The following is a 25,105-nucleotide window of genomic DNA, read 5'->3' as shown; positions in this document are numbered from 1 at the left end:
TCGGGCGTGGTATGCACGAAAGGCTCCTGGTGTGTTTGCTGCGGAGAATGGCTTCGTCGGCGCCGGCGTGGCGCTAGGCGCGCTCCTGGTCCAGTTCATCGAGCAGCCGCGTCAGAGCGTCGAGGTCGGCGGGCTTGACCAGGTGCTGGTCGAACCCCGCCGCCAGCGCGCGGCGGCGGTCCTCGGGCTGGCCGAAGCCGGTCAGCGCAACCAGCCGGGCGCCGCGCAGTTCAGGCAGCGCACGCAGCCGGCGCACGGTTTCAAAGCCGTCCATCGCCGGCATGCCGAGGTCCAGCAGCACGACCTCCGGACGTGCCTCCCTGGCGCGCGCCAGTGCGCTCGCGCCATCGGGCGCGGTCACCACCGTATGCCCCATGGCCTGCAGCGCCATCGTCATCGCCTCCAAGGCATCGACGTTGTCATCCACGACCAGGATGCGGCGCGGCACGTTGCGCCGGGCGTCGGCCTTGCCGGAACCGGGATGCCAGTTCTGCCACGGCTCGACCGGCAGCGTCACGGTGAAAGTGCTGCCCTGGCCGGGGCCGGCGCTGAAGGCGCGGATGGTGCCGCCGTGCAGCTGCACCAGCTTTTGCACCAGCGTCAGGCCAATGCCCGGCCCGTCATGCGGAAAGGCACTGTGCGGTCCCTGCGTGACGGCGTCGTTCTCCTTGGCTGCGCTGCCCGGGCCGCCCGGGCTGGCCGGGTCCGGCGGCGCCAGCGGATCGAACAGTTGCCGCTGCAAGGCTTCGGACAGGCCGGTGCCGTTGTCGCGCACCCGTACCGTAACGCGCCCGCCCGAAACCGCATCCGGCATGGCTCCCGGCATGCTGTCGTCGAAGCTGGCTTCGACCGAGATCGCACCACCGGCCGGGGTATAGGCGGCGGCGTTCTGCAGCAGGTTGCTGAAGATCTGCGTCAGGCGCACCAGGTCGCCGCGCACCGGCAGCGGCTGTTCCGGCAGCGACAGCCGCAGCGTATGGCGGTAGGCGTCCAGCACCGGACGCACCGCTTCGACCGCGGTATTGAGCGCGGTGCGCAGCTCCACCAGGTCTTGCCGCAGCGTGATGCGCCCCTGGTTAAAGCGCGAGATGTCGAGCAGCTCGTCGACCAGGCGGGTCAGGTGATGCACTTGCCGGCCGATGATGTCGCGCGCACGGAACATGTCCTCGCGCGTTGGCGCAAGCTGCTGGAGCAGGTCCGCGGCGCTGCGCAGCGGCGCCAGCGGGTTGCGCAGTTCATGCGCCAGCATCGCCAGGAACTGGTCCTTGCGCCTTTCCTCGTCTTGCAGCGCGCGCCCGGCACGGTTCTGCAGCGTCACGTCCTGGCAAATCCCGGCAATGCGCAGCGGCGGGTTGCCGGCGCCGTCCTGCGCGAGGCCGGCGTCGTCGGCACGGCCCGGGCTGCGCATGGGGAAGGCGCGCGCGCGCACCTCGCGCGGCTCGCCGGTGGGCAGTGTCATCGAGAATTCGATGTCCATGCTGCCGTCGCGCAACATGTTCTCCACGGCGGCTTCCACCCGCGCGCGGTCGGCCGGTGCCACGCGTTCCAGGCACAGGCGCGGATCGTCCATCACCTGTTCGGCCGAATGGCCGCACATCTTTGCCAGCGATGAACTGGCGAACAGCAGACGCCGGGTCGCCGGGTCCAGGATCCACACCACGTCGGCCAGCGATTCGGCGAGCTGGCGGAACATGTCCTCATGCTCGTGCAGCGCCCGCGAGGTACGGTGGTAGGCATCCTCGGCGCCACGCAGGCGCAGCAGGGCCTGGATGCTCGACAGCAGTTCCTCGGGTTCCGCGGGCTCCACCAGATAACCGTCGGCGCCGCAGTTCAGCGCCTCCACCCGCTGCCGCGACTGGGCCAGCCCTGGCGAGGTCAGCAGCACCAGTGTGCGCGCGGTTTGCGGATCGTCTTTCAGCAGGCGGCACACTTCCAGACCGCTGATGTCGGGAAGCCTGGCCGACAGCAGGACCAGCGACGGCGCGTGCTGACGTACCAGCGACAATGCCGAGTGGCCCGTGACGGCCTCGATCACCGAAAACCCGCCGCGATGCAGGATGCGGCTCTTGACGTAGCGCGGCCCTTCGCGATCCTCGACATTCAGGATCAGCTGGGCACGGTCGGCTTGCGGCTTCATGGCTGCACGCTGCGCGGCACCGTGGCGTGCGCCCGCAATGACCGCCAGGCCGACGCGGCCGCGCCTTGTAAAAGCGCACCGGCCAGCGGGCACCGTGTGTAAGGATTACCACGGTGCCTCGCACTGCCTTTGAAAGTCTTGCACTCCCCCATCCCCCAGATCATCGTCGTCCCCCTTGCTGATCAACATGGCCACGGTGTTTGGCCGAGGCCGTTCCGCTTCGCAGTGGCAAGACGCGTGCCGGCTGGACAACGTCCGCGCATGGCGGAGAAGGGCGAATTGGCTGGGCGCGCATGCCGGATCCGACCGGCGTACAGGGCTAGCGGCGTGCTGCCTCGCCGCTATGGGCCTCGGCGCTTGGCGAGGTGCCGCCATGAGGGCCGGTGGAGCGGGGCGCCTCGGCGGCCTTCTGCGGAATCTTGCCCGGCTCGGTCCAGCCCTTATAGTCGGTGCCCTTGCCAAAGCGCGCGGCAATGCGATCCTGCACGGCTGCGAGAGCTTCCGCTTGCTGCTTGGCCGTTTCCGCTTCCTTGGCCTTCTTGGCTTCGGCGGCCTGCTGCTGCTCGGGCGTGGGTGGGGGCAGCTTGGCCTGCACCGGCGCTGCGGCGCACGACAGCATGGCGCAAGACACCAGCAGGCGGCGCAGGCCGCGGCGATTGCGCGGGGCCGCGCCAGTGGTGCCGGCGGCGCGCAGGTTGGCGATAATCTTGAGTGGGGGCATGGTGTGTCTCCGAATGGTGTTGCCGTCCTGGCGGAATTTGCAAAACGGGTAATGCCAGGGCTCGCTCATCTCCAAGGGGCAAGAAATGTGCCGCCGGCCATGGTTGCGCCGGCCCGCGGCGCGGCGCTACGCGGCCCGCGCCAGGCGCCCCGCGGCGCGCGTGATAGCCTGCCGCGTGCCGGCGTAGTCCGCCCATGGATCGGCCGCTTCCAGCGCGTCCAGCCGCGCTTCGACATTGGCGACAGTCCAGTGCGTGGCACTGGTCAGTGCTTCCAGTTCTTCCCACGCCACCGGAATCGACACCCCCAGCCCGGGCCGCGCGCGCGCCGAGAACGCCGCGACGGTGGTGGCACCCATGCCGTTGCGCAGGTAATCGATGAAAATCTTGCCGACCCGGTTGCGCGCGCCGCTCTTGGCAACGAAGCGCTGCGGCAGCGTCGCGGCCACGTGCAGCACCACGTCGCGCGCGAAGTCCTTCACCTCGTCCCAGCCGGCGCGCGGCGTGACCGGCACCACCACGTGCAGGCCCTTGCCGCCGCTGGTCTTCAGGAAACTGGCCAGCCCCAGCTCGTCCAGCAGCGCCTTCATCATTGCCGCTGCTTCCTGCACCTGCGCCCAGGGCACGCCCTCGCCGGGGTCCAGGTCGAAGATGATGCGGTTAGGCCGGTCGATGCTGCGCTTGCTCGCATTCCACGTGTGGAACTCCACCACGTTGAGCTGGGCGGCCGCCACCAGCGCCTCGGCCGAGGTGATTTCCAGCAGAGCAGGATGTCCTGGCCACAGGCCGGGGTCCAGCACGTTGAGGCCGTCCACGCGCAGCGTATCGCTGTGGCGCTGGAAGAACTGCTCGCCGCCCACGCCTGACGGCGCACGCACCATGGCGATCGGACGCCCGCGCAGGTGCGGCAGCATCAGTGCCGCGGCACGTTCGTAGTAGCGCACCAGCTCGCCCTTGGTCAGGCCCGACTCGGCGTCGATCACGCGCTCGGCGTGGCTGATCGAAACCTTGCCGCCCACCGCGGTGGGGCGCCTTGCCGCGCCGGGCTTCGATCGGGATGCGGGCGTGCTGGCTGGCTTGCCGCGCGTGGTTGCCGCCGCCTTGCCTTTGCCGGCGGGCACTGACGGCTGCTCGACCGAGACCGCGGCGGCGGGCTTGTCGGTGCGCAGGCCGTGGAACACCGCATGGCGCACCCGCCCTTCACGGGTCCAGTTGCCGAACGAAACTTCGGCCACCAGCCTGGGCTTGACCCAGTGCCCGCGCACACCGGCCGGCACCGTGTGGAAGGGCGCCTCATCGGCGCGCAGCGCATCCAGTTGCGCGCGCAGCTCGTCAAGCGTGCGGGTATCGAAGCCGGTGCCGACATTGCCCGCATAGCGCAACCGTCCGCCCGTGTCGTGCACACCCAGCAGCAGCGAGCCGATGCCGTTGCGGCTGCCCTTGGGATCGGTGAAGCCCGCCACCACGAACTCCTGGCGCAAGGTGCATTTGAGCTTGATCCACGTATTGCTGCGGGCACTGACGTAGGCAGAGTCGGCGCGCTTGCCGATCACGCCTTCCAGCTTCATGCGGCATGCCGCATCCAGCATGTCGCCCGCGCTGGCTTCAAAGTCCTCGCTGAACTGCAGGCGCGGCGAGGCGTTGTGCCCGAAGATCCGGCGCAGCAGCGCGCGACGCTCCACCAGCGGCACCTTGCGCAGGTCATGGCCGGCAAAGTAGGGCAGGTCGAAGGCAAAGTACTGGATCGCCTCGACGCGCGAGGTATCGAACGCATTCTGCAAGGCCTGGAAGTCGGTCTGGCCGTGCTTGCCCAGCACCACGATCTCGCCGTCGATCCAGCCGTCGGGCAGGCCCAGCGCGCCGATATCGCGGGCCAGCGCGCGCAGCTTGCTGGTCCAGTCATGGCCCTGCCGGGTGAAGAGCCGCACATCCTTGCCGTCGACGCGGGCCAGCAGCCGGTAGCCGTCGAACTTGATCTCGTAGCGCCAGGCGGCGGCGTCGGGTGGCGGTTTCTCGACCAGCGTCGCCAGTTGCGGCGCCAGGGTCAGCGGCAGCGCCGCGCGTGTTGCGCCGGGCGGCGGCTTCAGCGCCCGGATGGCCTCATGCGCGGCTGGTGTAGCGGCTTCGGCTGCCGCTGTGGCTGTTGCCGCCTTGCCGGCGCTGGCGCGTTTGGCCGCGGCCTTGCGTTGCGTGCCACCCAGTACGCTGTCGGGCAAGGCCTCGACCACGTCGAAGTCCGACGCAGGCACTGCGGCGTCATCGCGTTCCTTGATCAGCAGCCACGCGTCCTGCTCCTTCTGCCGGCTGCCGTGCATGCGTACCAGCGTCCAATGGCCATGCAGCTTCTCGCCGCGCAGTTCGAACTTCAGCTTGCCGCTGCGGTAGCCTGCCTCGGGATCGCCCACCGGCACCCACGTGCCCCGGTCCCAGACGATCACCGTGCCGGCACCATAGTGCCCGGCGGGAATCACGCCCTCGAAGCTGGCGTAGTCCAGCGGATGGTCTTCCACGTGGACCGCCATGCGCTTGTCCGATGGGTCGAGGCTGGGTCCCTTGGGCACGGCCCAGCTTTTCAGCGTGCCGCCGAGTTCGAGGCGGAAATCATAGTGCAGCCGCCGCGCCGCATGCTTCTGGATCACGAACGACAACGCCGCGGCGCGCTTGCGCGGCGTGGCGCGGGCGGTGCCGCCGCTGGGCTCCGGCGTGGCGCCGAAATCGCGCATGCGGCGGTATTTTTCCAGGGGCGCCGTCGTGCCCTCGGCCGGCGCGGCGCCCCGTGCCGCCGGGCGCGCGCTGCCCGACCGCTTTGCCGCGGGCTTCGCCGAGCCTTTGGCGGCAGCGCGCCGCGCGCGCGAGTCCTGCGTAGTGGTCTTGGCCATGGCAATCGCCCGTTGCGTAGATGCATCCAGCTTAGGCAGCACATGCCGGCGCTGAAATCGGCGCCCGTCCTACATGCCGCACCCGCGGACATCTCCGGGAACGGGAGGGGCGTGGACAACGGCCGGCATGCGCCCCCGGCGCCATGTGGTTCTTACCGGGCGTTGTAAATCTGCCGTAGGCGCCATGCCCGGGCGCCGCCGCCACGGCAGCTCCGCAACGGGAACGCTCCTTGCGACTTCCCAACGGCACGCCCGGCGCCGGGCCGGGCCTCCCCACTGGAGGAAGCGGCAGATGAAACCCACCTTGAAGAGAATCAGCTCGCAGGTCATTGTGCTGACCGGCGCCAGCAGCGGCGTTGGGCTGGTCACCGCGCGCAAGGCGGCGCAGCAGGGCGCACGCCTGGTGCTGGTGGCGCGCAGCGAGGGGTCGCTGCACCAGCTGGCCGAAGAGCTGCGCGAGCAAGGGACCGAAGTGATTACCGTGGTCGCGGACGTGGGGCGGCACGACGAGGTCGGCAAGGTGGCGCATGCCGCGATCGAGCGCTTCGGCGGCTTCGACACCTGGATCAACAATGCCGGCGTGACCATTTTCGGGCGTCATTGCGACGTGCCGCTGGAGGACCAGCGGCGGTTGTTCGACACCAACTACTGGGGCACGGTGCATGGCTCGCTTGCCGCCGCGGCCCACCTGCGCGAGCGTGGCGGCGCCATCATCAACATGGGCAGCGAGGCGGCCGACGGGCCGATGCCGCTGCAGAGCGCCTACGCGGCCTCGCAGCATGCGATCAAGGGCTTCACCGATTCGCTGCGGCTGGAGCTGGAGCAGGAACAGGCACCGGTCAGCGTGACGCTGATCAAGCCCGCGGGCCTGGAAACCCCGCTGGCGATGCATGCCAAGAATTTCCTCGACGTCGAACCGCGCCTGCCGCCGCCGCTGTACGACCCGGCCATGGCCGCGGACGCGATCCTGTTCGCCGCGGAAAACCCGCGCCGCGAACTGTTCGTCGGCGCCGCCGCCAAGGCCTTCTCGGCGGCCGCGTATCACGCGCCGCACACCTTCGACCGCTTCATGCGCCGCTTCATGGGCCGCGCGCAGCAGACCCGCCATCCGGCCGGCCCGCTCGAAGACAACGCGCTCTACGGCAGCGGCAGTGGCTTGCAGGAACGCACCGGCGCCCACACCGCGCTGCATATGTGCCCATACACCACCACCGCGCGCTACCCCATGCTGACCACCGCGCTGGTGGTGGGCGCCTCGGCCGCGGTCGCGGCGATGGTCCAGTTGCGTCGCCGCTAATCGCCAACGCCAGCCGTGCCGCCCGCCGACGCGGGCGGCATGCGTGCGGCGGACCACGCTTCTGCGTTTCCCCGGAACGGGCCATGCGCCCCTTGCGCCGCGATAGCGGGTGGCGCATGGGCCGCGAGCGCCTATCATTGACTGGAATGCCCGCTTCCTGCGGGCATTCGGCGCTGTGCCTCGGCGCGAGCCCATGGTCGCGTGTCACGCAGGCCAGGCCGCCGTCAATCCCATCTATCGAAGGTGATCATGTCCGGGCTGCAAGCGGCAACCGAAGTGCGCTCGACCCCCATGGAACCGTCCGCCGGCCTGGCGCCGGAGGGTGACGCCCTGCAACTGGCGCAACGATATCGCCGCCTGCTTGACGCGGTGCAGGATTGCGCGGTGTTCGAGCTCGACGCGCATGGCGCGATCGTGGCGTGGCCGGAACCGGCGCGCCGGCTGTTCGGCTACAGTGCCGCGGAGATCGCTGGCAGCCATGTATCGCGGCTGCACCGTCCCGAGGATGTTGCCGCGGGCGTGCCGCAACACTGGCTGGAGACCGCTGCGCGCAACGGCCAGGCGCGCGACGAAGGCTGGCGCGTGCGCCGCGACGGCAGCCTGCTGCGCGCCAGCTGCGAGATGCGGCGCATTGACGCGGCCGACCTGCCCGATGGCGCGCCGGGCGCGGGTTTTATCGTGTCCTGCCGCGACACCACCGTGCAGCAGGCCGCGGCCGACCATGCCCGCCTGGCCGACGACAAGCTGCGGCTGCTGGCCGAGAACCTGCCCTGCACCGCCGTCTGCGAACTCGACCTCGACGGCACCATCCGCAGCTGGAACGCCGGCGCGCGGGTGCTGGCCGGCCACACCGCGCAAGAGGCGGCGGGCCAGCCGCTGGCATGGCTCTATACCCCCCAGGACGTTGCCGCGGGCCGCCCGCGTGCCGCGCTGGAAGCCGCCCGGGCCTGCGGCCAGTGGACCGGCGAAGAACGCCTCGCGCGCAAGGACGGCTCGGTGGTACGCTGCGCCACCCGCATGGTGCTGGTGCGCGATGCGGCCGGGTGTCCCGAAGGCCTGCTGTGGACCGCGCGCGACCTCAGCGACGCGCTGCGCCTCGAAACGCTCGATGCCGGCAACCGCCGGCTGCAATCCTTCCTGGCCATCCTTGCCCACGAACTGCGCAACCCGCTCGCCCCGGTGCGCAATGCCCTCGAAGCCATCGTACTCGCCGCCGACACCGGTCCGCGCGTGCGCCGCTGCGCCGAGATCATCGACCGCCAGCTGCGCCAGATCGAGCGGCTGGTCAACGACCTGCTCGACGTGGGTCGCGTGACGGCGGGCAAAATGAAGATGGAACTGACACCGACGTCGTACAACGACGTGGTAAGCACCTGCCTGGAAGCGATCCGCCCCACACTCGAAGCCGCGGGCCAGCAACTGGTGGTGGCCCTGCCGGAGGTTACGCCCTATGTGCGGGCCGACGCCGCGCGGCTGGGCCAGGTGTTGCTGAACCTGCTCAGCAACGCGGCCAAGTACACGCCACGCGGCGGTACGGTCAGCGTGCGCGTGAGCGTCGAGCCGGCGCGCGTGATCACTGCGGTGTCGGATACCGGCAGGGGGCTGGAGCCGTCAGCGCTGGACCGGATCTTCAACCTGTTCGCGCAGGAGGGCGACGCCGGCAGCCGCAGCGGGCTGGGCGTGGGCCTGGCCCTTGCCAAGGCCATCGTCGAAGCGCATGGCGGCGCGATCCAGGCCGACAGCGCGGGCGTGGGCAAGGGCAGCACCTTCACCGTGATCCTGCCGCGCGCCACCGCGCGTGCGCCCGAGCCGGCCAGCCCGCCGCCGGGCAAGGCGCCGCGCCGGCGCGTCCTGGTGGTGGATGACAATGCCGACTCGGCCGACAGCATGGCCGAGCTGCTGACCCTGCTCGGCCACAACGCGCAGGCCGCGCACAGCGGCCAGCAGGCAATCGGCGTGGGCTTGGCGTTCCGGCCGGACTGCGTGCTGCTGGACCTGCAGATGCCGGACATGTCCGGCTATGAAGTGCTGGCGGTGCTGCGCGAGCATTTCCGCGGCCGCGCGGTGCAGTTCCTGGCGCTGTCGGGACGCGGCACTGCCGAGGACCAGCGCCGCAGCAGGCTGGCCGGCTTCCATGCGCACCTGACCAAGCCGCTGTCGATCGAGGCCTTGTCGCGTGCCCTGGCCGAGCCGGTGCCGGCAAGCCCCGCGGGCCCGGCGCCTCACAAGGAGCGGTAGGCGTCGAGCCGGTTGTAGAGCGTCTTCAGGCTGATGCCGAGGGCGCGCGCCGCCTGGCGCTTGTCGCCGTCGAAGCGCGCCAGCGTGGCCATGATGATCTCGCGCTGGGTGTCTGCCAGCGTGGTGCCGACGCGCACATTGACCACGCCGTCGACCGTGGTGGGTCGCGGTGCCTGGGTGGCCAGGTTGGGATTGCCGATCTCGACGACCTTGTCGGCGAGGATAAAGGCGCGGTAGACCGCGTTCTTCAGTTCGCGCACATTGCCCGGCCAGTCATAGCGCACGAGGCGGTCCAGCGAACCTGCGGAAAAGCTCTTGTCGGTACGTTCCATGGCGTTGTATTCGGCCAGGAAGTGGCGCGCCAGCGGCACGATGTCGTCAGGCCGCTCGCGCAGCGGCGGGATATGCAAGGGGAATACCGCCAGGCGATACAGCAGGTCTTCACGCAGGTGGCCGCTGCGCACGGCCTCGACCGGGTCGCGGTTGGTGGCCGCCAGGATGCGCACGTCGGTGGCGATCAGCGTGTCGCCGCCGACGCGGTGGAAGGTGCGGCCTTCCAGCACCCGCAGCAGCTTGATCTGCATCTCCAGCGGCATCTCGGTGACCTCGTCCAGAAACAGCGTGCCGCCCTGGGCCTGCTCGAAGTAGCCTGCCTTCTGCTCGACCGCGCCGGTAAAGCCGCCTTTTTCATGGCCGAACAGCTCGGATTCGATCAACGTGGGCTGGATTGCGCCGCAATTGACCGCAATGAAGGGGCCGTTGCGACGGGTGCTGCGCTCATGCACTGCCCGCGCCACCACTTCCTTGCCCGAGCCGCTTTCCCCGACGGCCAGCAAGGTGACATCGGTGGGCGCCACGCGCTCGATCTGCGCCAGCAGGCGCTGCATCGCGGGGGAGGTGCTCTCCCACAGCAGCGACACCTGCGACGGCACGGCGCGGCGCGGCGCGGGTTCGCTGCCCGGCGCAGGGCCGGCGGCGTGGCTGGAAGCGGCGGCGGCGCTGGTGCGCCGCGAAGTGCTGGCGGTCACTGGCACGATATCGGCCGATTGAGGGTTGAAGGTAACGGGTGGTACGAAGAAGTTCCTATGCTAGCCTTTGGCGTGGGGGCTTGCCATAGCGGCGCGCGCCTGCGCGGAAAGTTCCGACAGCTGTGTCAGACGGACACCGGCAACGACCGTGCCTGGCCGGGCTTAGACTGGCATTACGCAGTGTGGACCCGCCCCCGCGGACCCGATTCCGCGCTCAGGGCCATGCATTCCTGTGCCTGCCATGGCTGCCGTACGCGCCACGCATGAGGCGCGCCGGCGCATTTCCTCAGTCTCGGCGCCGCCAGGCGCTGAGGTAACGGAAGGCAGTGCCCAGGGGTTGCCTTGAGTTCCCATTAGGCCTCACTGACGGATCGTATGCCCCACATCCTGATTGTCGACGACGACGAAAACGCATGCGCCGCCCTGGCCGAGATCGTAGCCATGGAAGGCTTCACCTCCGCCACCGCTGGCACGCTGCGTGAAGCGCGGCTGCAGATCGGCTGGCGCATGCCGGAAGCCATCGTGGCCGACCTGCGCCTGCCCGACGGCAATGGCATGGAGCTGTTCGAGGAGGTCGGCGCCTCCGGCGTCGAGGTCATCCTCACTACCGGCTACGCCAGCGTGGAAAGCGCGGTCGAAGCGCTGCGTGCCGGCGCCACCGACTACCTCGTCAAGCCCATCAACGTCGCGCGCCTGCAGACCGTGCTCAAGCGGCTGGCCACCACCGGCGAGCTGCGCGCCGAAATCCACTCGCTGCGCGGCGAGCTGCGCCGCTACGGGCGCTTCGGGCGCCTGATGGGCAGCTCCGAGGTGATGCAGGCGGTCTATGACCAGCTGGCGCGCGTCGCGCCCACCGAGGCCACCGTGCTGCTGATCGGCGAAAGCGGCACCGGCAAGGAGCTGGCCGCGCAGACCGTGCACGAATTGTCGGCGCGGCGGCGCCAGCCCTTCCTGGCGGTCAACTGCGGGGCGATCTCGCCCACGCTGATCGAAAGCGAAATGTTCGGCCACGAGCGCGGCAGCTTTACCGGCGCGGACCGCCAGCACAAGGGCTATTTCGAGCGCGCCGACGGGGGCACGCTGTTCCTGGACGAGATCACCGAGATGCCGGCCGAGCTGCAGGTCAAGCTGCTGCGGGTGCTGGAGACCGGCACCTTCATGCGGGTCGGCACGAACCGCGAATGCCACGCGGATGTGCGCGTGCTGGCCGCCACCAACCGCAATCCCGAAGAAGCGGTGGCCGAAGGCAAGCTGCGCGCCGACCTGTTCCACCGCCTCAATGTATTTCCGGTGGAGTTGCCGCCGCTGCGCGCGCGCGGCGACGACGTGATCCAGATCGCCAACATGATGCTGGACCAGCTCAATGCGGAGCAGGGCTTGCAGCGCCGCTTCGCGCCCAATGTGCTCGACAGCCTGCGCCTGCACGCCTGGCCCGGCAACGTGCGCGAACTGCGCAACTTCGTCCAGCGCGCCTTCATCATGGCCGACGACGACCTCATTACCGAGGTGCAGGTGCCGCTGCAGGTCGCGGCCACGCAGGCGCCGGGCGCCGCGGTGGTGTCGGTGCCGGTGGGCATGTCGCTGGCCGACGCCGACCGCCAGCTGATCTTCGCCACGCTCGAGCAGTGCGCGGGGGTCAAGAAGCACGCCGCGGAAATCCTCGGCATCAGCCTGAAGACTTTGTACAACCGGCTGGAAGATTATGCCGCCCGTGGCGAATTGCCAGAGTGGTTGCGCGCCTCGCGCAACGACTCGGGTCCGTCCGCAACCGGATGACGGCGTGCGCTATCGCTTGAGACCACGGGGATGGCGGGCATGCGCGGCGTGCCGGGTGCCGGCTTGGGCGCGCGCAGCACGTTTCTTGCTTCGAGGCAGGGCAACATTCACGGCCGATCCGGCCTGCCATGTCCACTGGCCATTGCGGCCGATCCGCACATGACGCAGCGAATTCCGCCGTCCGGCTTGCCGGGCACCCCTGAGCCACATTCCGTGCAGTCGCCCGATCCGCCGGCGTCGAACGCGCAGCTGGCCGGCAGCAGCGGCAGTGCCGAGCCCGTGCGCAGCGTGCAGGAGGTGAGCACGCTGATCGAGCAATCCGCGCATGACCTGCGCTCGTCGCTGAACGCCATCCAGAGCTGGGCCTATGTGCTGGACCGCGCCTTCGATACCACGCCGGCGCCGGCGCAGCGCGCGCTGGACGGCATCCGCTCGGGCATGCAGCAGCAACTGGCGCTGATCGAGGAAATGGAAGAGGCGGTGCGGCTGCTTGCCGACGAGAGCCCGCCGCGCTGGCAGCAAGTGGACCTACGCGCGCTGGCCATCCAGGCCATTGCCGACCGGCGACAGGCGGCCGAGGCGCGCGGCGTGCTGCTGTCGGCGCTGAGTGCGGACGGGTCGATTTGGCCGGTTCCTCCGGCAGCCGCTGCTGCGGTCACCGCGCCAGGCGCGACCGATGCCGTCGCGGCGTACTGCGTCGACGGGGATGCCGCGCGGCTGGCGCCGTTGCTGCGGCACCTGCTGGTGCATTGCATCTGGCGCGCGCCGGCGGGCGGCGCGGTGAGCGTGCACCTGTTCAGCGAGCCCGACTACGTCAAGCTGCGCATTACCGAAAGCCCGTCGCTCGATTCCCAGCGCAGTGCCAGCCGGCTGGCGGCGCTGACGGACTTCTTCGGGCGCCGCCCGCCTCAGGCCGGCGAGCCGCCGTCCCGGCAAAGCAGCGCCCTGCTGCTGACGCGCCGCATGGTGGAAATGCATGGCGCGGTGCTGAGCGCGGAGAGCGATGGCTGCGACAGCGACAAGGTCAGCGTCTGTATTGCGGTCAGGTTCCCGCGCCATATGCGCCGTCCCTGAACAGGCTGCCTCTCCAATGCGCGTCGCCGGAGCATGAGGCCGCGGCCGATGTAGTTTTTACCAGGCCCGCGCCAACGCTACGCGTACCACTTGCCCCCCGCGCCATCGCCGGGGCCCGGCGCGCCCGCGGTACGGCGGCGTTCACACGGGGCGCGGCGCGCCTGTCCCCCTCGCCGGTGTCAGGCAAGCTTCTGGCCCGTCCCTTGCATGGATGAAAGACCCCAAACCAAGGAGGGAACAACCATGCCCAACGCCAGCCGCAAGTCCGCCCAGGCCGAGCAGGTTGCAGAGAAGCCGTCCCGGGCGAAGTCCGCGACCGCGACGCGGTCCGCGCAGTCCACCAGGGCCACGCCATCCACGCGTGCCGGCAAGTCGCCGGAAGCCCGCAGCAGCGGCCCGTCCGCGGGCAAGGGTTCGGCCGGCAAGCCGGCAGCGGGCACCAGGTCGCGCGGCAAGGAAACCAAGACCTATCAGGCCGCGGTCGACGATTCGCTGGAAATGACCTTCCCCGCGAGCGATCCGATCTCGCCAAGCGCTGCCATGCACGCCGAGAAGAAGACGCAGACCGCCCGCGACGACGTCGACTGGAAGCTCAAGGAAGGCAGCCAGGAACAGCCGGTTGGCGCGAAGCCGGCCGGCCAGCGCAAGGGGGCGGCCGCCGAATCCGGCCGCTCGGCGAAGCCCGCTGCAGCCGCGGGCGCGAAGACCTCGGGCATGCCTGCAAAACCGGCCGCCAGGAAGGCGACCAGCACCGCCGCGAAGTCGACGGCCCGGTCCGGCACCGCCGGCGCCAGCCCTTCGGCCAAGACCGCCGCCAAGACCGCCGCCAAGCCCGCAGCAAAGCCCGCAGCAAAGCCCGCCGCGAAGCGCGCGGCCAAGCCCGCGGCAAAGACCGGGGCATCGGCCGGAAGCAAGGCTGCCACCCGGACCGCGGCCAAGTCCGCCAAGCCGGGCAAGGCGGCCAAGCGCTGAGGTGCGAGCCTGCCCTTTAGTCCACCTTGAGTCCAGGCGCCGCGGCGCGGCCACCACCGGCCGCACCGCGGGTCCGACCGCATCGATGAACGAAAAGGAGCCAACATGTCCGCCATCATCGCTGGCCGCTTCGACAGCTTCTCTACCGCCGAAACCGCGGCAAGCCGGCTACGCGCGCACGGGTTTGCCGACCAGGACCTGAACCTCTTCTATGTGAACCCGCCCGGGCAGCATGGCGCCTTTGCCATCGGTGGCGACCACGCCGCGGACGCCGGTGCGCGCAAGTCCGGCGTGGGTGCCATCAGCGGGGTGCTGCTCGGCGCTGCGGCAGGCGCCGCGCTCGGCGCAGCGCTGGTTGCGGCCCTGGGGTCGACCCCGCCGATGTCGCTGCTGGTGCTGGTGTTCGCGATCGGGCTGGGCGCCTACCTGGGCTCGCTCGCCGGGGCGCTGGCGCTGGCGCGCCATGCCGGACGCAACCCGCGCACCGGCCAGCCCCCGGTGCGCAATGCCGGGGTCGTGCTGGCGGCGCACCTGGCCAGCGCCGACACTGCCACCGTAGACACGGTTGCGACCGTGTTGCGCCAGGGCGGTGCCAAGGATGTCGAGCGCGCCGAGGGCCGGTGGGTCGACGGCCGCTGGGCCGACTTCGATCCGCTGGTGCCGCCTGTGCCGGCCGACGCGCGCGAACGCAGCTAGCGCGAGCCCGCGCATTTCATTCCGCCACAACCCGCTACCCGCGCAGCCAAAACGGAGGTATCCATGAACCCAGTCCAACCCGAAACGCCCGGCGCCGAACATCCGCACGGCGCATCGATCGTCGGCGGCATCGACCGCAATTCCCCCGGTCCCGGCCCGTTCGTGATGGCGGCCGACACGCTCGAGGGCAACAAGGTGGTTGACCCGGCCGGCGACGACATCGGCACCATCGACCACATCATGATCGACGTGCTCGGCGGCCGCGTCGCCTATGCCGTGCTGGCCATGGGGGGATTCCTCGGCATCGGCGAAAAGCTGTTCGCGCTGCCGTGGTCCGCGCTCACGCTGGACACGCGTCGCAAGTGCTTCGTGCTCGGCGTCGAGAAAGACCGCCTCAAGGCAGCGCCGGGCTTCGACAAGGATCACTGGCCCACCATGGCTGATTCGCAATGGGCCACCAGCATCCACCAGTACTACGGCATCTCGCCGTACTGGGAAGCCGACCGCTATGACCCCTGGGCCTGAGATCCTCAGTCGTCAGCACCAGTGCGCCGGAGAAAACCTCCGGCGCGCTGGCATTTGCGGGCAGGCGCTCAGACTCAGACCTTGTGGTTGACCTGTCCGGCGGGCTTCTCGGCCGGATCGGCATGCCTGCCGCTGCCGGCCGGCTGGCCTGGGGGTTCGGGCGGTGGCGGCTGCCGTGTCGACAGCGCGTTATGCACCCCCAGCACGCCCGGACTGACAGCGGCGGCTTTTTCCACGCGCTGCGCAGTGTCGATGTCTTCGACGCAACCGCGCACGGTCACGCGCCGGTCTGCCACCTCCAGCGTCACGCCGTCGGGAAAGCGGCCATCGAAGGCGGCGGCGATTTCCGTGCGCACGGCCACGCGCAAGGCTTCGTCTTCGGCCGAGGGAGTAGCGCTCATCTTCGCTCCATGTCGATACTGCGTTTCGGGGATGCGGGCGCCGACGGCGTGCAGATCGACGCCGTCTCTGGTGGGCCCGATGCCTTTGCGGACCGGGCCCAGGGATAGCAGGCGCGACGGGCCACCGTCGCGCCGGGAGTCGCCGCTTCGTCGCGACATGCGGCGCAAGAAGCGTTCCTGTTGCCAGCGCGCGCCGGCACGCATCGGCGTGGCCATGCCGCCGGCAAGATTTATCACCCGATGTAGAAACGAAAGGCCCGCGGCGCGCCGGAACACTGCAAGTGCTGCGCCCGTTGTAGGACTGCGCCCGCTGCACATTGGCCATGCGCTCCATACAATGAAATCAGCATGCCGCCCCCGCCGGCGGCCCGGTCAGCGGCTCCGCTCGCTGCCAATCCGGCGACTTTATCCGTGGGAGTGCAACGATGCGCAAATCCAGCCCAATCCTGCCCGGCGTTGGCTCTCGGCCAGGCGCCGGCAAGCGTGCCACCGTGCTGCACCTGTTCGACCGCTTTGCCGGCGGCGCCACGCGCCATGCCGGGTCGCCGACCGCCTTCGTGCTCGCCGTGGGCGTGGTGGTGGCGTGGGCCCTCACCGGCCCGATGTTCGGCTACTCCGAAACGTGGCAGCTGGTCATCAATACCGGCACCACCATCGTCACCTTCCTGATGGTGTTCCTGATCCAGCAGAGCCAGAACAAGGACGCCGTAGCGGTCCACCTGAAGCTCAACGAGCTGCTCGCCTCGCACCGCGAAGCCAGCAACATGCTGGTGTCGATCGAAGACCTCGATGAAGAAGAGCTGCGCCAGCTGGTGATCTTCTACCGCCAGCTGGCCGAGCTGGCCGACAAGGAAGACGGCATCAAGAGCAGCCATTCGCTTGACGAGGCGCGCGAGAACCACGCCGCCAAGCGCCAGGCGCGGGCCTCGCGCGGACGCCCGCCGGAACCGCCTGCCGGCGATGCCGGCACCGCGCCCGCGGCGTCCGCCCCGGCAGCCTCGTAGCCCGCAGGCCGTGCGTCTTGCGCAAGACCCCTGCCAACAACCGAGACAGGAGCCAGCCCGTGACCGCATCAGGCAGCCCAGACAGGCGCAAACCGGCGCTGCCGGCAGCAGATCGCGCAGCCGGGCGGCAGCGCGCCCGGGCGGTGATGGCCTACGGCTGTGAAACCCTGGGCCAGGCCGACAGCCACCATGGCATGACCCTTGCCAATATCGCCCGCAAGGTAGCCGAGATTGCGGGCCTGCCGTACGCCGGCGGCTACGCGCCGCCCTCCGCAGGAGGTCCGCCGCCTTACCTGGTACCGGCGCAGAGCCTGGTCGGCCGCGAGCTGGCGACACGCCTGGGCGTGCAGGGCCTGGACGATCTCTTCGGCGGCGTGGTGCCGTACGCGTTCGTCGCCACCAAGGCCATCACGCATGGCCTGGTCGAGCCTGGCGCAGCGGCGCCGCGGGGCTGGTCCGAGGCCTTTGTGCGACGCGCGGTGGGCGCCACGCTGCCGGGTTTCACCGCGTTCAGCGTCGACGATGCGCGCATCGCGGCGCGGCGCCTGCTCGTGCTCGGACCGGTGCGGCTGAAGGATACGGGCGGCGTCGGCGGGCTGGGCCAGCGTGTGGTCGACGACGAACGCGCGCTGGAGCAGGCGCTGGCCGCGCTTGCCCCCGAAGTGGTGGAGCGCGACGGCCTGGTGGTCGAGCGCGACCTGCGCGCGCCGCACACCTACAGCGTGGGCAAGGTCGTGCTGGCAGGACTGGAGGCCAGCTATTGCGGCACGCAGGGGCTGACCGAGAACAACCGGGGCCAGAAGGTCTACGGCGGCTCGACGCTGACGGTGGTACGCGGCGGCTTTGACGCGCTGCTGCAGCACCCGTTCGACGCCCGCATCATTGCCGCGGTGCGCGCGGCGATGGTGTATCACGAGGCCGCGGTGGCCTGCTATGGCGAGGGCGGCGGCATGGTGCTGTCGCGCTGCAATTACGACGTCGCCTTTGGCGCGCCGGCCGGCGGCGCCGATGGCGGCCAGGTGCTCGGCGGGGTGCTGGAGCAGTCCTGGCGCGTGGGCGGCGCGACCGGTGCCGAACTGCTGGCGCTGGCGGCATTGCGCGACGACCCGGGCCGCACACGCGTGCTCGCGTCCACGCGCGAAGTCTACGGCAACGATGTGCGCGTGCCGGATGACGCCGAGGTCTTTTACCAGGGCGAAGACCGCCATGTCGGCCCGTTGACCAAGTACGCACGACTGGAGCCTGAGTCCGATGGCAACGCATGAAGAACTGCTGCAGATCGAAAGCGAAGGCGGCACCATTGCCGGTACCCTGATCAGCCCGGAAACCAAGTTGCCGGGCGTGTTGTTCGTGCATGGCTGGGGCGGCAGCCAGCAGCAATACCTCGCGCGGGCGCGCAAGGTGGCGGGGCTGGGCTGCGTTTGCCTGACCTTCGACCTGACCGGCCACGCCGGCACGCGCGCGCAGTACGAGACCGTCAGCCGCACGCGCAACCTGGCAGACGTGGTGGCGGCCTACGATGTGCTGGTGCGCCAGCCCGAGGTCGACCGCAACGCGATCGCGGTGGTGGGCAGCAGCTATGGCGGCTACCTGGCGGCGCTGCTCAGCAGCCTGCGCCAGGTGCGCTGGCTGGCGTTCCGTGCCCCGGCGCTGTACATGGACTCCGGCTGGGACCTGCCCAAGCGCCAGCTGCACCGCGAGCAGGACCTGGTGGCCTACCGGCGCAGCATGGTGCCGCCCGCGAGCAATCGCGCGCTGCGCGCCTGCACGGCGTTTACCGGCGATGTGCTGGTGATCGAATCCGAGCACGACCAGATCGTGCCCCATGCCGCGGTGATGAGCTATGTCGATGCCTGCATCCATGCCAATTCGCTGACCTACCGCGTGATCAAGGGCGCCGACCATGGCCTGAGCGACGAGGAGTACCAGCGCACCTACAGCAGCATGCTGGTCAACTGGCTGCGTGAAATGGTCACCGTGGCCCGCGCCGGCCCGGTCACCGCCGAGCGCGCGGCGCCGCCGGCGCCGCCCAAGCCCGCGCCTCCCGCGCCCGATGCGGGACTCGAACCGCAGCGCGAGCCGGCCAGCGCGCCGGGCGCGGCCTAGCCGCGCGCGCCCATGGACAGCACGCTGCCCGGCGCCGAAGCCCCCGCCGCGCTCGACGCGGTGCTGCGCGACGCCGGGCTGCGCTATGTCGATGACAGTAGCCCGGGCATCACGCGCCGGCGCCATGGCAGCGGCTTCAGCTATACCGGCCCCGATGGCAAGCGCGTGACGGATGCCGAGACGCTGGCGCGCATCGCGGCGCTGGCGATTCCGCCGGCCTACGAGTCGGTGTGGATCTGCCCCGACCCGCGCGGCCACCTGCAGGCCACCGGGCGCGACGCGCGCGGGCGCAAGCAGTACGTCTACCACCCGCAATGGGCCGCGCTGCGCGATTCCGACAAGTATGCGCGGCTGGCGGCATTCGGCGCCGCGCTGCCGCGCCTGCGCGCCCGGGTGGCGCGCGACCTGCGCCGCAACGGCATGCCGCGCGAGAAGGTGGTGGGCGCGGTGGTGCTGCTGCTCGACGCCACGCTGGTGCGCGTCGGCTCGCCGCGCTACGCGCGTCAGAACCGTACCTACGGACTGACCACGCTGCGGCGGCGCCACGTAACCGTGCGCGGCAGCCGGCTGCGCTTCCAGTTCACCGGCAAGAGCGGCATCACGCACGACGTCTCCGTGAACGACCCGCGCCTCGCGCGCATCGTGCGCAACTGTGCCGACCTGCCCGGCCAGTGTCTGTTCAAGTACCGCGACAGCGAGGGCGAGATCCGCGAGATCGGCTCGGCCGACGTCAACGCCTACCTGCAGGAGGTGACCGGCGGCGACTTTACCGCCAAGGATTTCCGCACCTGGGCCGGCAGCGTGCATGCGCTGGCGATCCTGCGCAAACTGCCGGAAGCGGCCAGCGAGACGGCGCGCCGCAAGGCCGTGACCGATGCCATCCGCGAGGTCGCGGGCCAGCTGCGCAATACTGTCGCGGTGTGCCGCAAATGCTATGTGCATCCCGACGTCATCGATGCATACCTTGCCGGCGTGCTGCAGGCGGGCGGCCGGGCGCCCGCCATGGCCCGGCTGCGCGCGGACGAGGCGCGGCTGCTGCAGTTGCTGGCGGCGAGCCAGGCGCAGCCGGCGAACGGCAAGAAGGGCAATGGCGGCTGACCGTCACCGGCCCGGCGCTCAGCAGCCCAGCGCGCCGATATAGCCGGGCAGGTCCTTGGCCTCGCGCGAGTGCGCCAGCCTGAAGGCGTGCGCCACCGCGAAGGCGAAGTGATGCGGCGTGTCGAACGGCCCGGGCACGTGGCGCCGGAAGAAGTCCGCCCAGCGGAAATCGAGGTAGGCGGTCTTGACCTTGCGATAGCCGCCCGCAAGCTGAACGAAGGCCTCCAGGCTGCGGTACGGGTCGTCGCGCATATCGTGGATGGCCTCGGGCAGTTCGGTCAGCGGCCGCCGGCGGCCATGCTCGTCGTAGGGGTGGACCAGGTGCTGGGCGACCATGTGGCGCCAGAACGCGGGCAGCTCCATGTCGCTCAGGTCGGCGCGCACGATGCCGGGCACATGGGTCAGCCCGAGGTCATGCCACGCGCGCACCCAATGGTGGTGGTCAACCACATAGAGCACCTGCTGCGGCCCGATCACCAGATGCACGCGGTGCCGGTCCAGGAACGCCGCGCGCGCCTCGGGCGCGATGCGCCGCGTTACGTGCATCTTCTGCGCCACGTGGTAGCCGCCGACCGTGATCTGGGTAGGACGCAACGCGTCCAGCGGCACCATCAGCTTGCTGTCGGGCGCCAGCTTGCGTGGCGCCCGCCGCGGGGCGGGCGCCTTGGGCGCGATGGACTGGATGGGCGTCAACGCTCAGCTCTTGTTCAGGGTGCGGTCCGGCGATGTGCCGCCGGCCGACGTACTGCTGGCGCTGCCCGTCGATGTGTCGCCGCCCACTTCGGAGCCCGCGGCCCAGGAGCTGCCTTGCTGGCGTTGCACGCGCAGGCGGTTATCGACCTCGGTGACGCCGAACACCGCGTCGGCGATTTCCTCGACGACGTATTTCTCGCGGCGCTCGCTGACGGTGCCGTCCAGCGTCACGACACCATTCGCGACTTCCACGCTGACCTCGCCCACGTCGATATACGGGTTCATCGCCAGGCGTTCGCACACATCTTCCCGCACGCGCTCGTCAGAGCGGCGGTAACCCTTGGGGCCGGTCACGCGCCGGCCGGCATGCTGGCCGCCCTGCGCCCCGGAGGCGCCGGCCTGGCCGGCAAAGGGGGTGCGGCGCCGGTAGCCCGGGTCGTCGGGGTAGACGCGCTGCCCGCCGCTGAACGACTGGCCGCCACGGCCCGCATCGCCGAAGTAGCCGCCGCCATAGCTGGGCTGTCCGCCGCGCTGGGCGCGGTCGCGTTCGCTGCCTTCCTGCCAGTGCATGGCGCGCCCGCCTTCGCCGCGGCCGCGCTCGGAGCCCCAGCCGCCCTGGCCGCGCTGGTTGCGTTCGCTGCGTTCATCGCGTTCATAGCGCCCGCCCGACTCGCTCCGGCGCCCACTCGGACCGAAGCGGTCTTCGTCGCGATAGCCGTAGCCCGATTCGCGTTCCTGGCTGCGGTAGCCGCTGTCCTGCGGCGATGGCCGGTAGCCGCCATAGCCGCTGCTGTACGGATGGCCGCTGCCGCCGACATCGGCGGCGCCATAGCCGCTCTCGCCCCAGCTGCCGCGCCGCTGGCTGGCGGGGGTGTCCTGCTCATACCATGGGCCGCCGTGGCGCGAGCCCTCGCGCTCGCTGCCCATGCTGCTGCCCTGGCCGCGGCTTTCGCCGCGTTGTTCATCGCGGCGGCTCTCCTGCCGGCGCTGGCCGCGGTCGTCGCCGCCGCCATACTCGCCGCCCCGCTGGCTGCTCTGGCCGCGCCAGTCCTCGCCCCATTCCTGCCCCCAGTCCTCCGAACCGCGGCCCTCGCTTTCATCGCGCATCCTTTGCTCGGGGCCGCGGTCGCGGCGTTGCGCTTCGGGCCGGCCGCGGCTGCCGCGGTCATTGCGGAAGTTGAACATATCTGCCTCCTGGCGGTGAGGCCCCGCGCGCCGGCACTGCCCGCAGGCAAGTGCGGCAGGCGCCGGAAGCCGTTGACGTTTCGGATATGGAGAGGGCCGCAAAATCCGTGCCCCGGCGCGCGCATGAAACGGCGCAGTGCCGCATGCACGCTCGCTGTAAGGTTTGCCGTGCGATGTAAGGGTTACGGGCAGCGCCGCCGCGCCGATGCCGCCGCGCACGGGCGGCATGCGGGCCCGCGCCTTGCGCTGAGCGGCATGGAACTTGCGCGCCACCCTGGCACCTTTGCATGGCCGCGGCGCGCCGTCACGCCGGCGTCGCATGGCGCGGCCACACCGACAGGAGACTGCCATGTCCACACCCAAGAGCGTCCCGCCCCAGCACCAGTCGCGCCAGCCCGGGCTGGAAGCCCCGATGCGTCCGCAGCCCGACAGCGGCGCCGACGATTACGTCGGCAGCGGCCGGCTCAACGGACGCGTCGCGCTGGTCACCGGTGGCGACAGCGGCATCGGCCGCGCCATTGCCGTCGCATTCGCGCGCGAAGGCGCCGATGTCGCCATCGCCTACCTGGACGAACATGCCGATGCGCGCGAGACGGTCAACCTGGTGGAGCAGGCCGGGCGCAAATGCCTCGCCATCGCCGGCGATCTCGCCGACTGCGACCACGCCGAAGCCGTCGCGCGTCAGACGCTGCAGCAGTACGGCAAGCTCGACATCCTGGTCAACAATGCCGCCGAGCAGCATCCCAAGGAATCGCTAGAGGAAGTCGAAGCCAGCCAGGTCGAGGCCACCTTCCGCACCAACGTGTTTGCGATGTTCCACCTGACGCGCGCAGTGCTGCCGCACCTGAAGGCCGGCGCATCGATTCTGAATACCACTTCGGTCACCGCGTATCGCGGCAGCAAGCATTTGCTGGACTATTCGGCCACCAAGGGCGCGATCGTGTCGTTCACGCGCTCGCTGGCGCTGCAAGTGGTGGAGCGCGGCATCCGCGTCAACGGCGTGGCCCCGGGCCCGATCTGGACGCCGCTGATCCCGTCCACGTTCAGCCCCGAGGAAGTGGCGGAGTTCGGCAAGAAGACGCCCATGGGACGCCCGGGGCAACCGTTCGAAGTCGCGGGCGGCTACGTGTTTCTCGCCTCCGATGCGGCCAGCTATATCACCGGGCAGATCCTGCACATCAATGGCGGTGAGGTCGTGAACGGCTGATAGACAGAAGTTTCGCCACGCGCGCATGTAGTTCCGGGGTCGCGTTTGCAAATATTGCACGCGGGGTTGGGCCGGATTGCCGCACCGTGCAGATCCTGCGCGCGGGCGTGGCTCTTGCAATACGGGTGAGATCAGCCGACCGCCATTGCCATTCTCTTGGAGGCATCATGTCATCGATCATTGCGGGACGTTTCGATTCGCTCGCCAGCGCCGAAGATGCCGCACGCACGCTGTTTGCGCGCGGGTTTTCGGTCTGGGATGTATCCATCGTGTCAGTGCGCGGCCGCGGCCCGGACCAGCACGACGATGGCACCGCGCAGCAGCCCGCGGACAACGTCATGCTAGCCGCGTGCGTGAACAACGGGCTCGGTTCGGTGGTCATCGACGTGTTGCGCGAAACCGGCGCCAGCCAGCTCGAGCGCGCGCAGGGCACGTGGGAGTGCGGGCAGTGGACCGATTTCGACCCTGCCCGGCACGGCGAGCCAGTGCGCGAGGGCGAGGGCGAGTACTGGCCGCGCCCGCTGGCGAGCGACGCCACCGCCGAAGAGAGCACCGGGAACGAAGATCCCGGCAGCGAGCTGGAGCAATTCGTCAACCAGAAACGTGTCGAGCACGACTGAACGCCCCGACGTTGCGGACCAGCCCGGCACCGGCGCGGCGCCTGGCGCTCGGGTCATCGCGCCGCGCTGCGCGCGCGGCGAGGCCGTCGCAGAACTGGCGCGGCTGCGCCCGACCCAGCTGACGCTGGGCTATATCCACGTACACCACAAGATGGAAGTCACGCAGCGCCACGCCAATCCGGAAGATGGCGCAGCGCTGCAGCGCTTCATGCGCCGGCATCGCATCAAGACCATCGCGGGGCCGGGCGGAGAGCTCTATATCGTCGACCACCACCATTGGGCGCGCGCGTGGCTGGATCTCGGCTACGAGGTCGCGCCGGTACGGGTCCTGGAAGACTTCAGCCACCTGGGCGGCGCCGCGTTCTGGAGGCGCATGCGCCAGCTGGGACATGTCCATCCCTACGACGAGCGCGGCAAGTGGCTTGGCGTCAAGGCGTTGCCTTCGACCGTGCGCAGCATGCGCGACGACCCTTACCGGAGCCTGGCCGCCTTTGTCCGCGAGGCGGGCGCGTACCGCAAGCCGGACGGCGCCTACGGCGACTTCTGCTGGGCCGGGTTCCTGCGCAAGCGGGTGGAGCAGGACCTCGGCAGTATCGCCGGCTTCGGGCTGGCACTGGCGGAATCGATCAAGCTCGCCCGCAGCCCGCGAGCCAAACGCCTGCCGGGCTATTGCGGCGGACCGCAGGAGGGCAAGACGGGCAAGCCGGCGAAGCTGTCGAGGCCCGGCGGTGGCAAGAACGCGGGGGCCAGATAGCAACAGGGCAGGCGCGCGCCTGCCCTGTTGGCGGGTATTCCGCGCTTTCAGCGCGGGCCGGCTCACGCAAGAGGCCGGCGCGTACCGCTCAACGCTCCGACTTGTGCTTCGGCATGCCCTTGGTCTTGGTCGAAGCCATCTTGTCGAGCTCCTTTTCGCTCATCGACTTATACATCGAGCGGGAAGGTCCCTTGAGCGAACCGGCCTTCTTTTCGCCGCGCTTCGCGGAGAGCGCCGCTCCGGCAGCCTGCTGTTGCGCCTTGGATTTTGCTGGCATCTCAGTCTCCTTGCGAAAAGGTGAAAGGGTGGAAAAAGACCGGGCGCACGCTGCCGCGCGTGCCCGCGCTTCGTTATAGGTGCCAGGCGCGGCCGGCACAAGCGCGGCCGTCACGCAAGCTTGCCGCGCGCTCCGTGCCGCCGCGCGTTGCCGTCCGGACGCTAGATCCGGCCCAGCACCACCAGCAGCACCACGATCAGGACGATCAGCCCCAGACCGCCGCTCGGCCAGTAGCCCCAGCCGGAACTGTACGGCCAGGCCGGCAAGGCGCCGATCAGCAGCAGGACGAGAATGATCAGGAGGATGGTGCCGATTCCCATGGTGTGCTCCGTGTTCGTGAATCGGGGAAGCCGCGCGGCTTCCGGTCCGGGGCGGCTCCGCAGAGCCATCCGCTTACCGTTCAGCGTAGAACAAGGGGT

The 25,105-nt window shown here is 70.0% G+C and carries 23 protein-coding genes; 14 read left to right on the top strand and 9 right to left on the bottom strand.

Annotated features, from left to right (window positions below; genetic code table 11):
• Window positions 1–73: 73 nt before the first annotated feature.
• From RALTA_RS25780 to ligD, 3 genes are all read right to left on the bottom strand, one after another.
• Complete coding sequence (locus RALTA_RS25780) at window positions 74–2,137, bottom strand: hybrid sensor histidine kinase/response regulator (RefSeq protein ID WP_041232650.1); 2,064 nt, start codon at window positions 2,135–2,137, stop codon at window positions 74–76.
• A gap of 319 nt (window positions 2,138–2,456) precedes the next feature.
• Window positions 2,457–2,858 (bottom strand): hypothetical protein, encoded by a 402-nt coding sequence (locus tag RALTA_RS25775; protein ID WP_012356911.1) that lies wholly within the window; start codon window positions 2,856–2,858, stop codon window positions 2,457–2,459.
• Between the two features lie 126 nt (window positions 2,859–2,984).
• Window positions 2,985–5,735 carry a DNA ligase D gene (gene ligD / locus RALTA_RS25770; RefSeq protein ID WP_012356910.1) on the bottom strand — a complete coding sequence of 917 codons (2,751 nt, stop codon included), beginning with the start codon at window positions 5,733–5,735 and terminating at the stop codon, window positions 2,985–2,987.
• A 292-nt stretch (window positions 5,736–6,027) separates the two neighbouring features.
• Between ligD and RALTA_RS25765 the strand changes: the two genes are divergently transcribed.
• Together RALTA_RS25765 and RALTA_RS25760 are read left to right on the top strand one after the other, a co-directional pair.
• Window positions 6,028–7,032, top strand: coding sequence for an SDR family oxidoreductase (locus RALTA_RS25765; RefSeq protein ID WP_041232649.1), 1,005 nt, complete (start codon window positions 6,028–6,030; stop codon window positions 7,030–7,032).
• A 249-nt stretch (window positions 7,033–7,281) separates the two neighbouring features.
• On the top strand, window positions 7,282–9,270 hold the full coding sequence (locus RALTA_RS25760; RefSeq protein ID WP_012356908.1) for a hybrid sensor histidine kinase/response regulator: 1,989 nt from the start codon (window positions 7,282–7,284) through the stop codon (window positions 9,268–9,270).
• Here the strand turns inward: RALTA_RS25760 and RALTA_RS25755 are convergent.
• Entirely contained in the window at window positions 9,255–10,304 is a 1,050-nt protein-coding gene (locus RALTA_RS25755) for a sigma-54 interaction domain-containing protein (protein ID WP_025584135.1), read from the bottom strand. The two genes, RALTA_RS25760 and RALTA_RS25755, sit on opposite strands and share 16 nt — an antisense overlap.
• Before the next feature lie 369 nt (window positions 10,305–10,673).
• On the opposite strand from RALTA_RS25755, the gene RALTA_RS25750 reads away from it, so the two are divergent.
• The 5 genes from RALTA_RS25750 (at window position 10,674) to RALTA_RS25730 (ending at window position 15,341) form a co-directional block, all read left to right on the top strand.
• Entirely contained in the window at window positions 10,674–12,074 is a 1,401-nt protein-coding gene (locus RALTA_RS25750) for a sigma-54-dependent transcriptional regulator (protein WP_012356905.1), read from the top strand.
• A 159-nt stretch (window positions 12,075–12,233) separates the two neighbouring features.
• A complete protein-coding gene (locus RALTA_RS25745) occupies window positions 12,234–13,148 on the top strand; it encodes a sensor histidine kinase (protein WP_081479536.1) in 915 nt (304 codons plus the stop codon).
• A 243-nt stretch (window positions 13,149–13,391) separates the two neighbouring features.
• Window positions 13,392–14,120, top strand: a complete 729-nt coding sequence (locus RALTA_RS30705; RefSeq protein WP_012356903.1) for a hypothetical protein — start codon at window positions 13,392–13,394, stop codon at window positions 14,118–14,120.
• A 105-nt stretch (window positions 14,121–14,225) separates the two neighbouring features.
• Entirely contained in the window at window positions 14,226–14,816 is a 591-nt protein-coding gene (locus tag RALTA_RS25735) for a hypothetical protein (protein WP_012356902.1), read from the top strand.
• A gap of 63 nt (window positions 14,817–14,879) precedes the next feature.
• On the top strand, window positions 14,880–15,341 hold the full coding sequence (locus tag RALTA_RS25730) for a PRC-barrel domain-containing protein (protein ID WP_012356901.1): 462 nt from the start codon (window positions 14,880–14,882) through the stop codon (window positions 15,339–15,341).
• A 74-nt stretch (window positions 15,342–15,415) separates the two neighbouring features.
• On the opposite strand, the gene RALTA_RS25725 is transcribed toward RALTA_RS25730, so the two are convergent.
• A complete protein-coding gene (locus tag RALTA_RS25725) occupies window positions 15,416–15,742 on the bottom strand; it encodes a BON domain-containing protein (protein WP_012356900.1) in 327 nt (108 codons plus the stop codon).
• A gap of 425 nt (window positions 15,743–16,167) precedes the next feature.
• Here RALTA_RS25725 and RALTA_RS25720 point away from each other — a divergent pair, with 425 nt between their 5' ends.
• The 4 genes from RALTA_RS25720 to RALTA_RS25705 all read left to right on the top strand — a co-directional run bounded on the left by RALTA_RS25720 (window position 16,168) and on the right by RALTA_RS25705 (window position 19,950).
• The gene (locus RALTA_RS25720; RefSeq protein ID WP_041232648.1) at window positions 16,168–16,746 is read left to right on the top strand and encodes a low affinity iron permease family protein; all 579 of its coding nucleotides are present in this window, start codon (window positions 16,168–16,170) and stop codon (window positions 16,744–16,746) included.
• A 146-nt stretch (window positions 16,747–16,892) separates the two neighbouring features.
• Window positions 16,893–18,011 carry a DUF3182 family protein gene (locus RALTA_RS25715; RefSeq protein ID WP_012356898.1) on the top strand — a complete coding sequence of 373 codons (1,119 nt, stop codon included), beginning with the start codon at window positions 16,893–16,895 and terminating at the stop codon, window positions 18,009–18,011.
• Window positions 17,998–18,852 (top strand): alpha/beta hydrolase family protein, encoded by an 855-nt coding sequence (locus tag RALTA_RS25710; protein ID WP_012356897.1) that lies wholly within the window; start codon window positions 17,998–18,000, stop codon window positions 18,850–18,852. The genes RALTA_RS25715 and RALTA_RS25710 overlap by 14 nt, the downstream gene beginning before the upstream one ends.
• 12 nt (window positions 18,853–18,864) lie before the next feature.
• Complete coding sequence (locus tag RALTA_RS25705) at window positions 18,865–19,950, top strand: DNA topoisomerase IB (protein ID WP_012356896.1); 1,086 nt, start codon at window positions 18,865–18,867, stop codon at window positions 19,948–19,950.
• Between the two features lie 18 nt (window positions 19,951–19,968).
• On the opposite strand, the gene RALTA_RS25700 is transcribed toward RALTA_RS25705, so the two are convergent.
• Window positions 19,969–20,643: a ParB-like protein gene (locus RALTA_RS25700; protein ID WP_012356895.1), complete on the bottom strand. Its 675-nt coding sequence runs from the start codon at window positions 20,641–20,643 to the stop codon at window positions 19,969–19,971.
• A gap of 3 nt (window positions 20,644–20,646) precedes the next feature.
• Complete coding sequence (locus RALTA_RS25695; protein WP_041232647.1) at window positions 20,647–21,828, bottom strand: BON domain-containing protein; 1,182 nt, start codon at window positions 21,826–21,828, stop codon at window positions 20,647–20,649.
• A 349-nt stretch (window positions 21,829–22,177) separates the two neighbouring features.
• On the opposite strand from RALTA_RS25695, the gene RALTA_RS25690 reads away from it, so the two are divergent.
• From RALTA_RS25690 to RALTA_RS25680, 3 genes are all read left to right on the top strand, one after another.
• Window positions 22,178–23,035 carry an SDR family oxidoreductase gene (locus RALTA_RS25690; RefSeq protein WP_012356893.1) on the top strand — a complete coding sequence of 286 codons (858 nt, stop codon included), beginning with the start codon at window positions 22,178–22,180 and terminating at the stop codon, window positions 23,033–23,035.
• Between the two features lie 167 nt (window positions 23,036–23,202).
• On the top strand, window positions 23,203–23,655 hold the full coding sequence (locus tag RALTA_RS25685) for a hypothetical protein (RefSeq protein WP_012356892.1): 453 nt from the start codon (window positions 23,203–23,205) through the stop codon (window positions 23,653–23,655).
• Window positions 23,639–24,409: a ParB-like protein gene (locus tag RALTA_RS25680; RefSeq protein WP_012356891.1), complete on the top strand. Its 771-nt coding sequence runs from the start codon at window positions 23,639–23,641 to the stop codon at window positions 24,407–24,409. Before RALTA_RS25685 ends, RALTA_RS25680 begins: the two co-directional genes overlap by 17 nt.
• An 88-nt stretch (window positions 24,410–24,497) precedes the next feature.
• On the opposite strand, the gene RALTA_RS25675 is transcribed toward RALTA_RS25680, so the two are convergent.
• Entirely contained in the window at window positions 24,498–24,686 is a 189-nt protein-coding gene (locus RALTA_RS25675) for a DUF3008 family protein (protein ID WP_012356890.1), read from the bottom strand.
• A 161-nt stretch (window positions 24,687–24,847) separates the two neighbouring features.
• On the bottom strand, window positions 24,848–25,006 hold the full coding sequence (locus tag RALTA_RS29245; RefSeq protein WP_012356889.1) for a DUF3309 family protein: 159 nt from the start codon (window positions 25,004–25,006) through the stop codon (window positions 24,848–24,850).
• Between the last annotated feature and the right edge of the window lie 99 nt (window positions 25,007–25,105).

Origin of the sequence: Cupriavidus taiwanensis LMG 19424 (assembly GCF_000069785.1) — a bacterium.
Classification (GTDB): domain Bacteria; phylum Pseudomonadota; class Gammaproteobacteria; order Burkholderiales; family Burkholderiaceae; genus Cupriavidus; species Cupriavidus taiwanensis.
The sequence above is the reverse complement of the archived record's forward strand: the minus strand, read 5'-3'. Positions and strand labels throughout refer to the sequence as shown.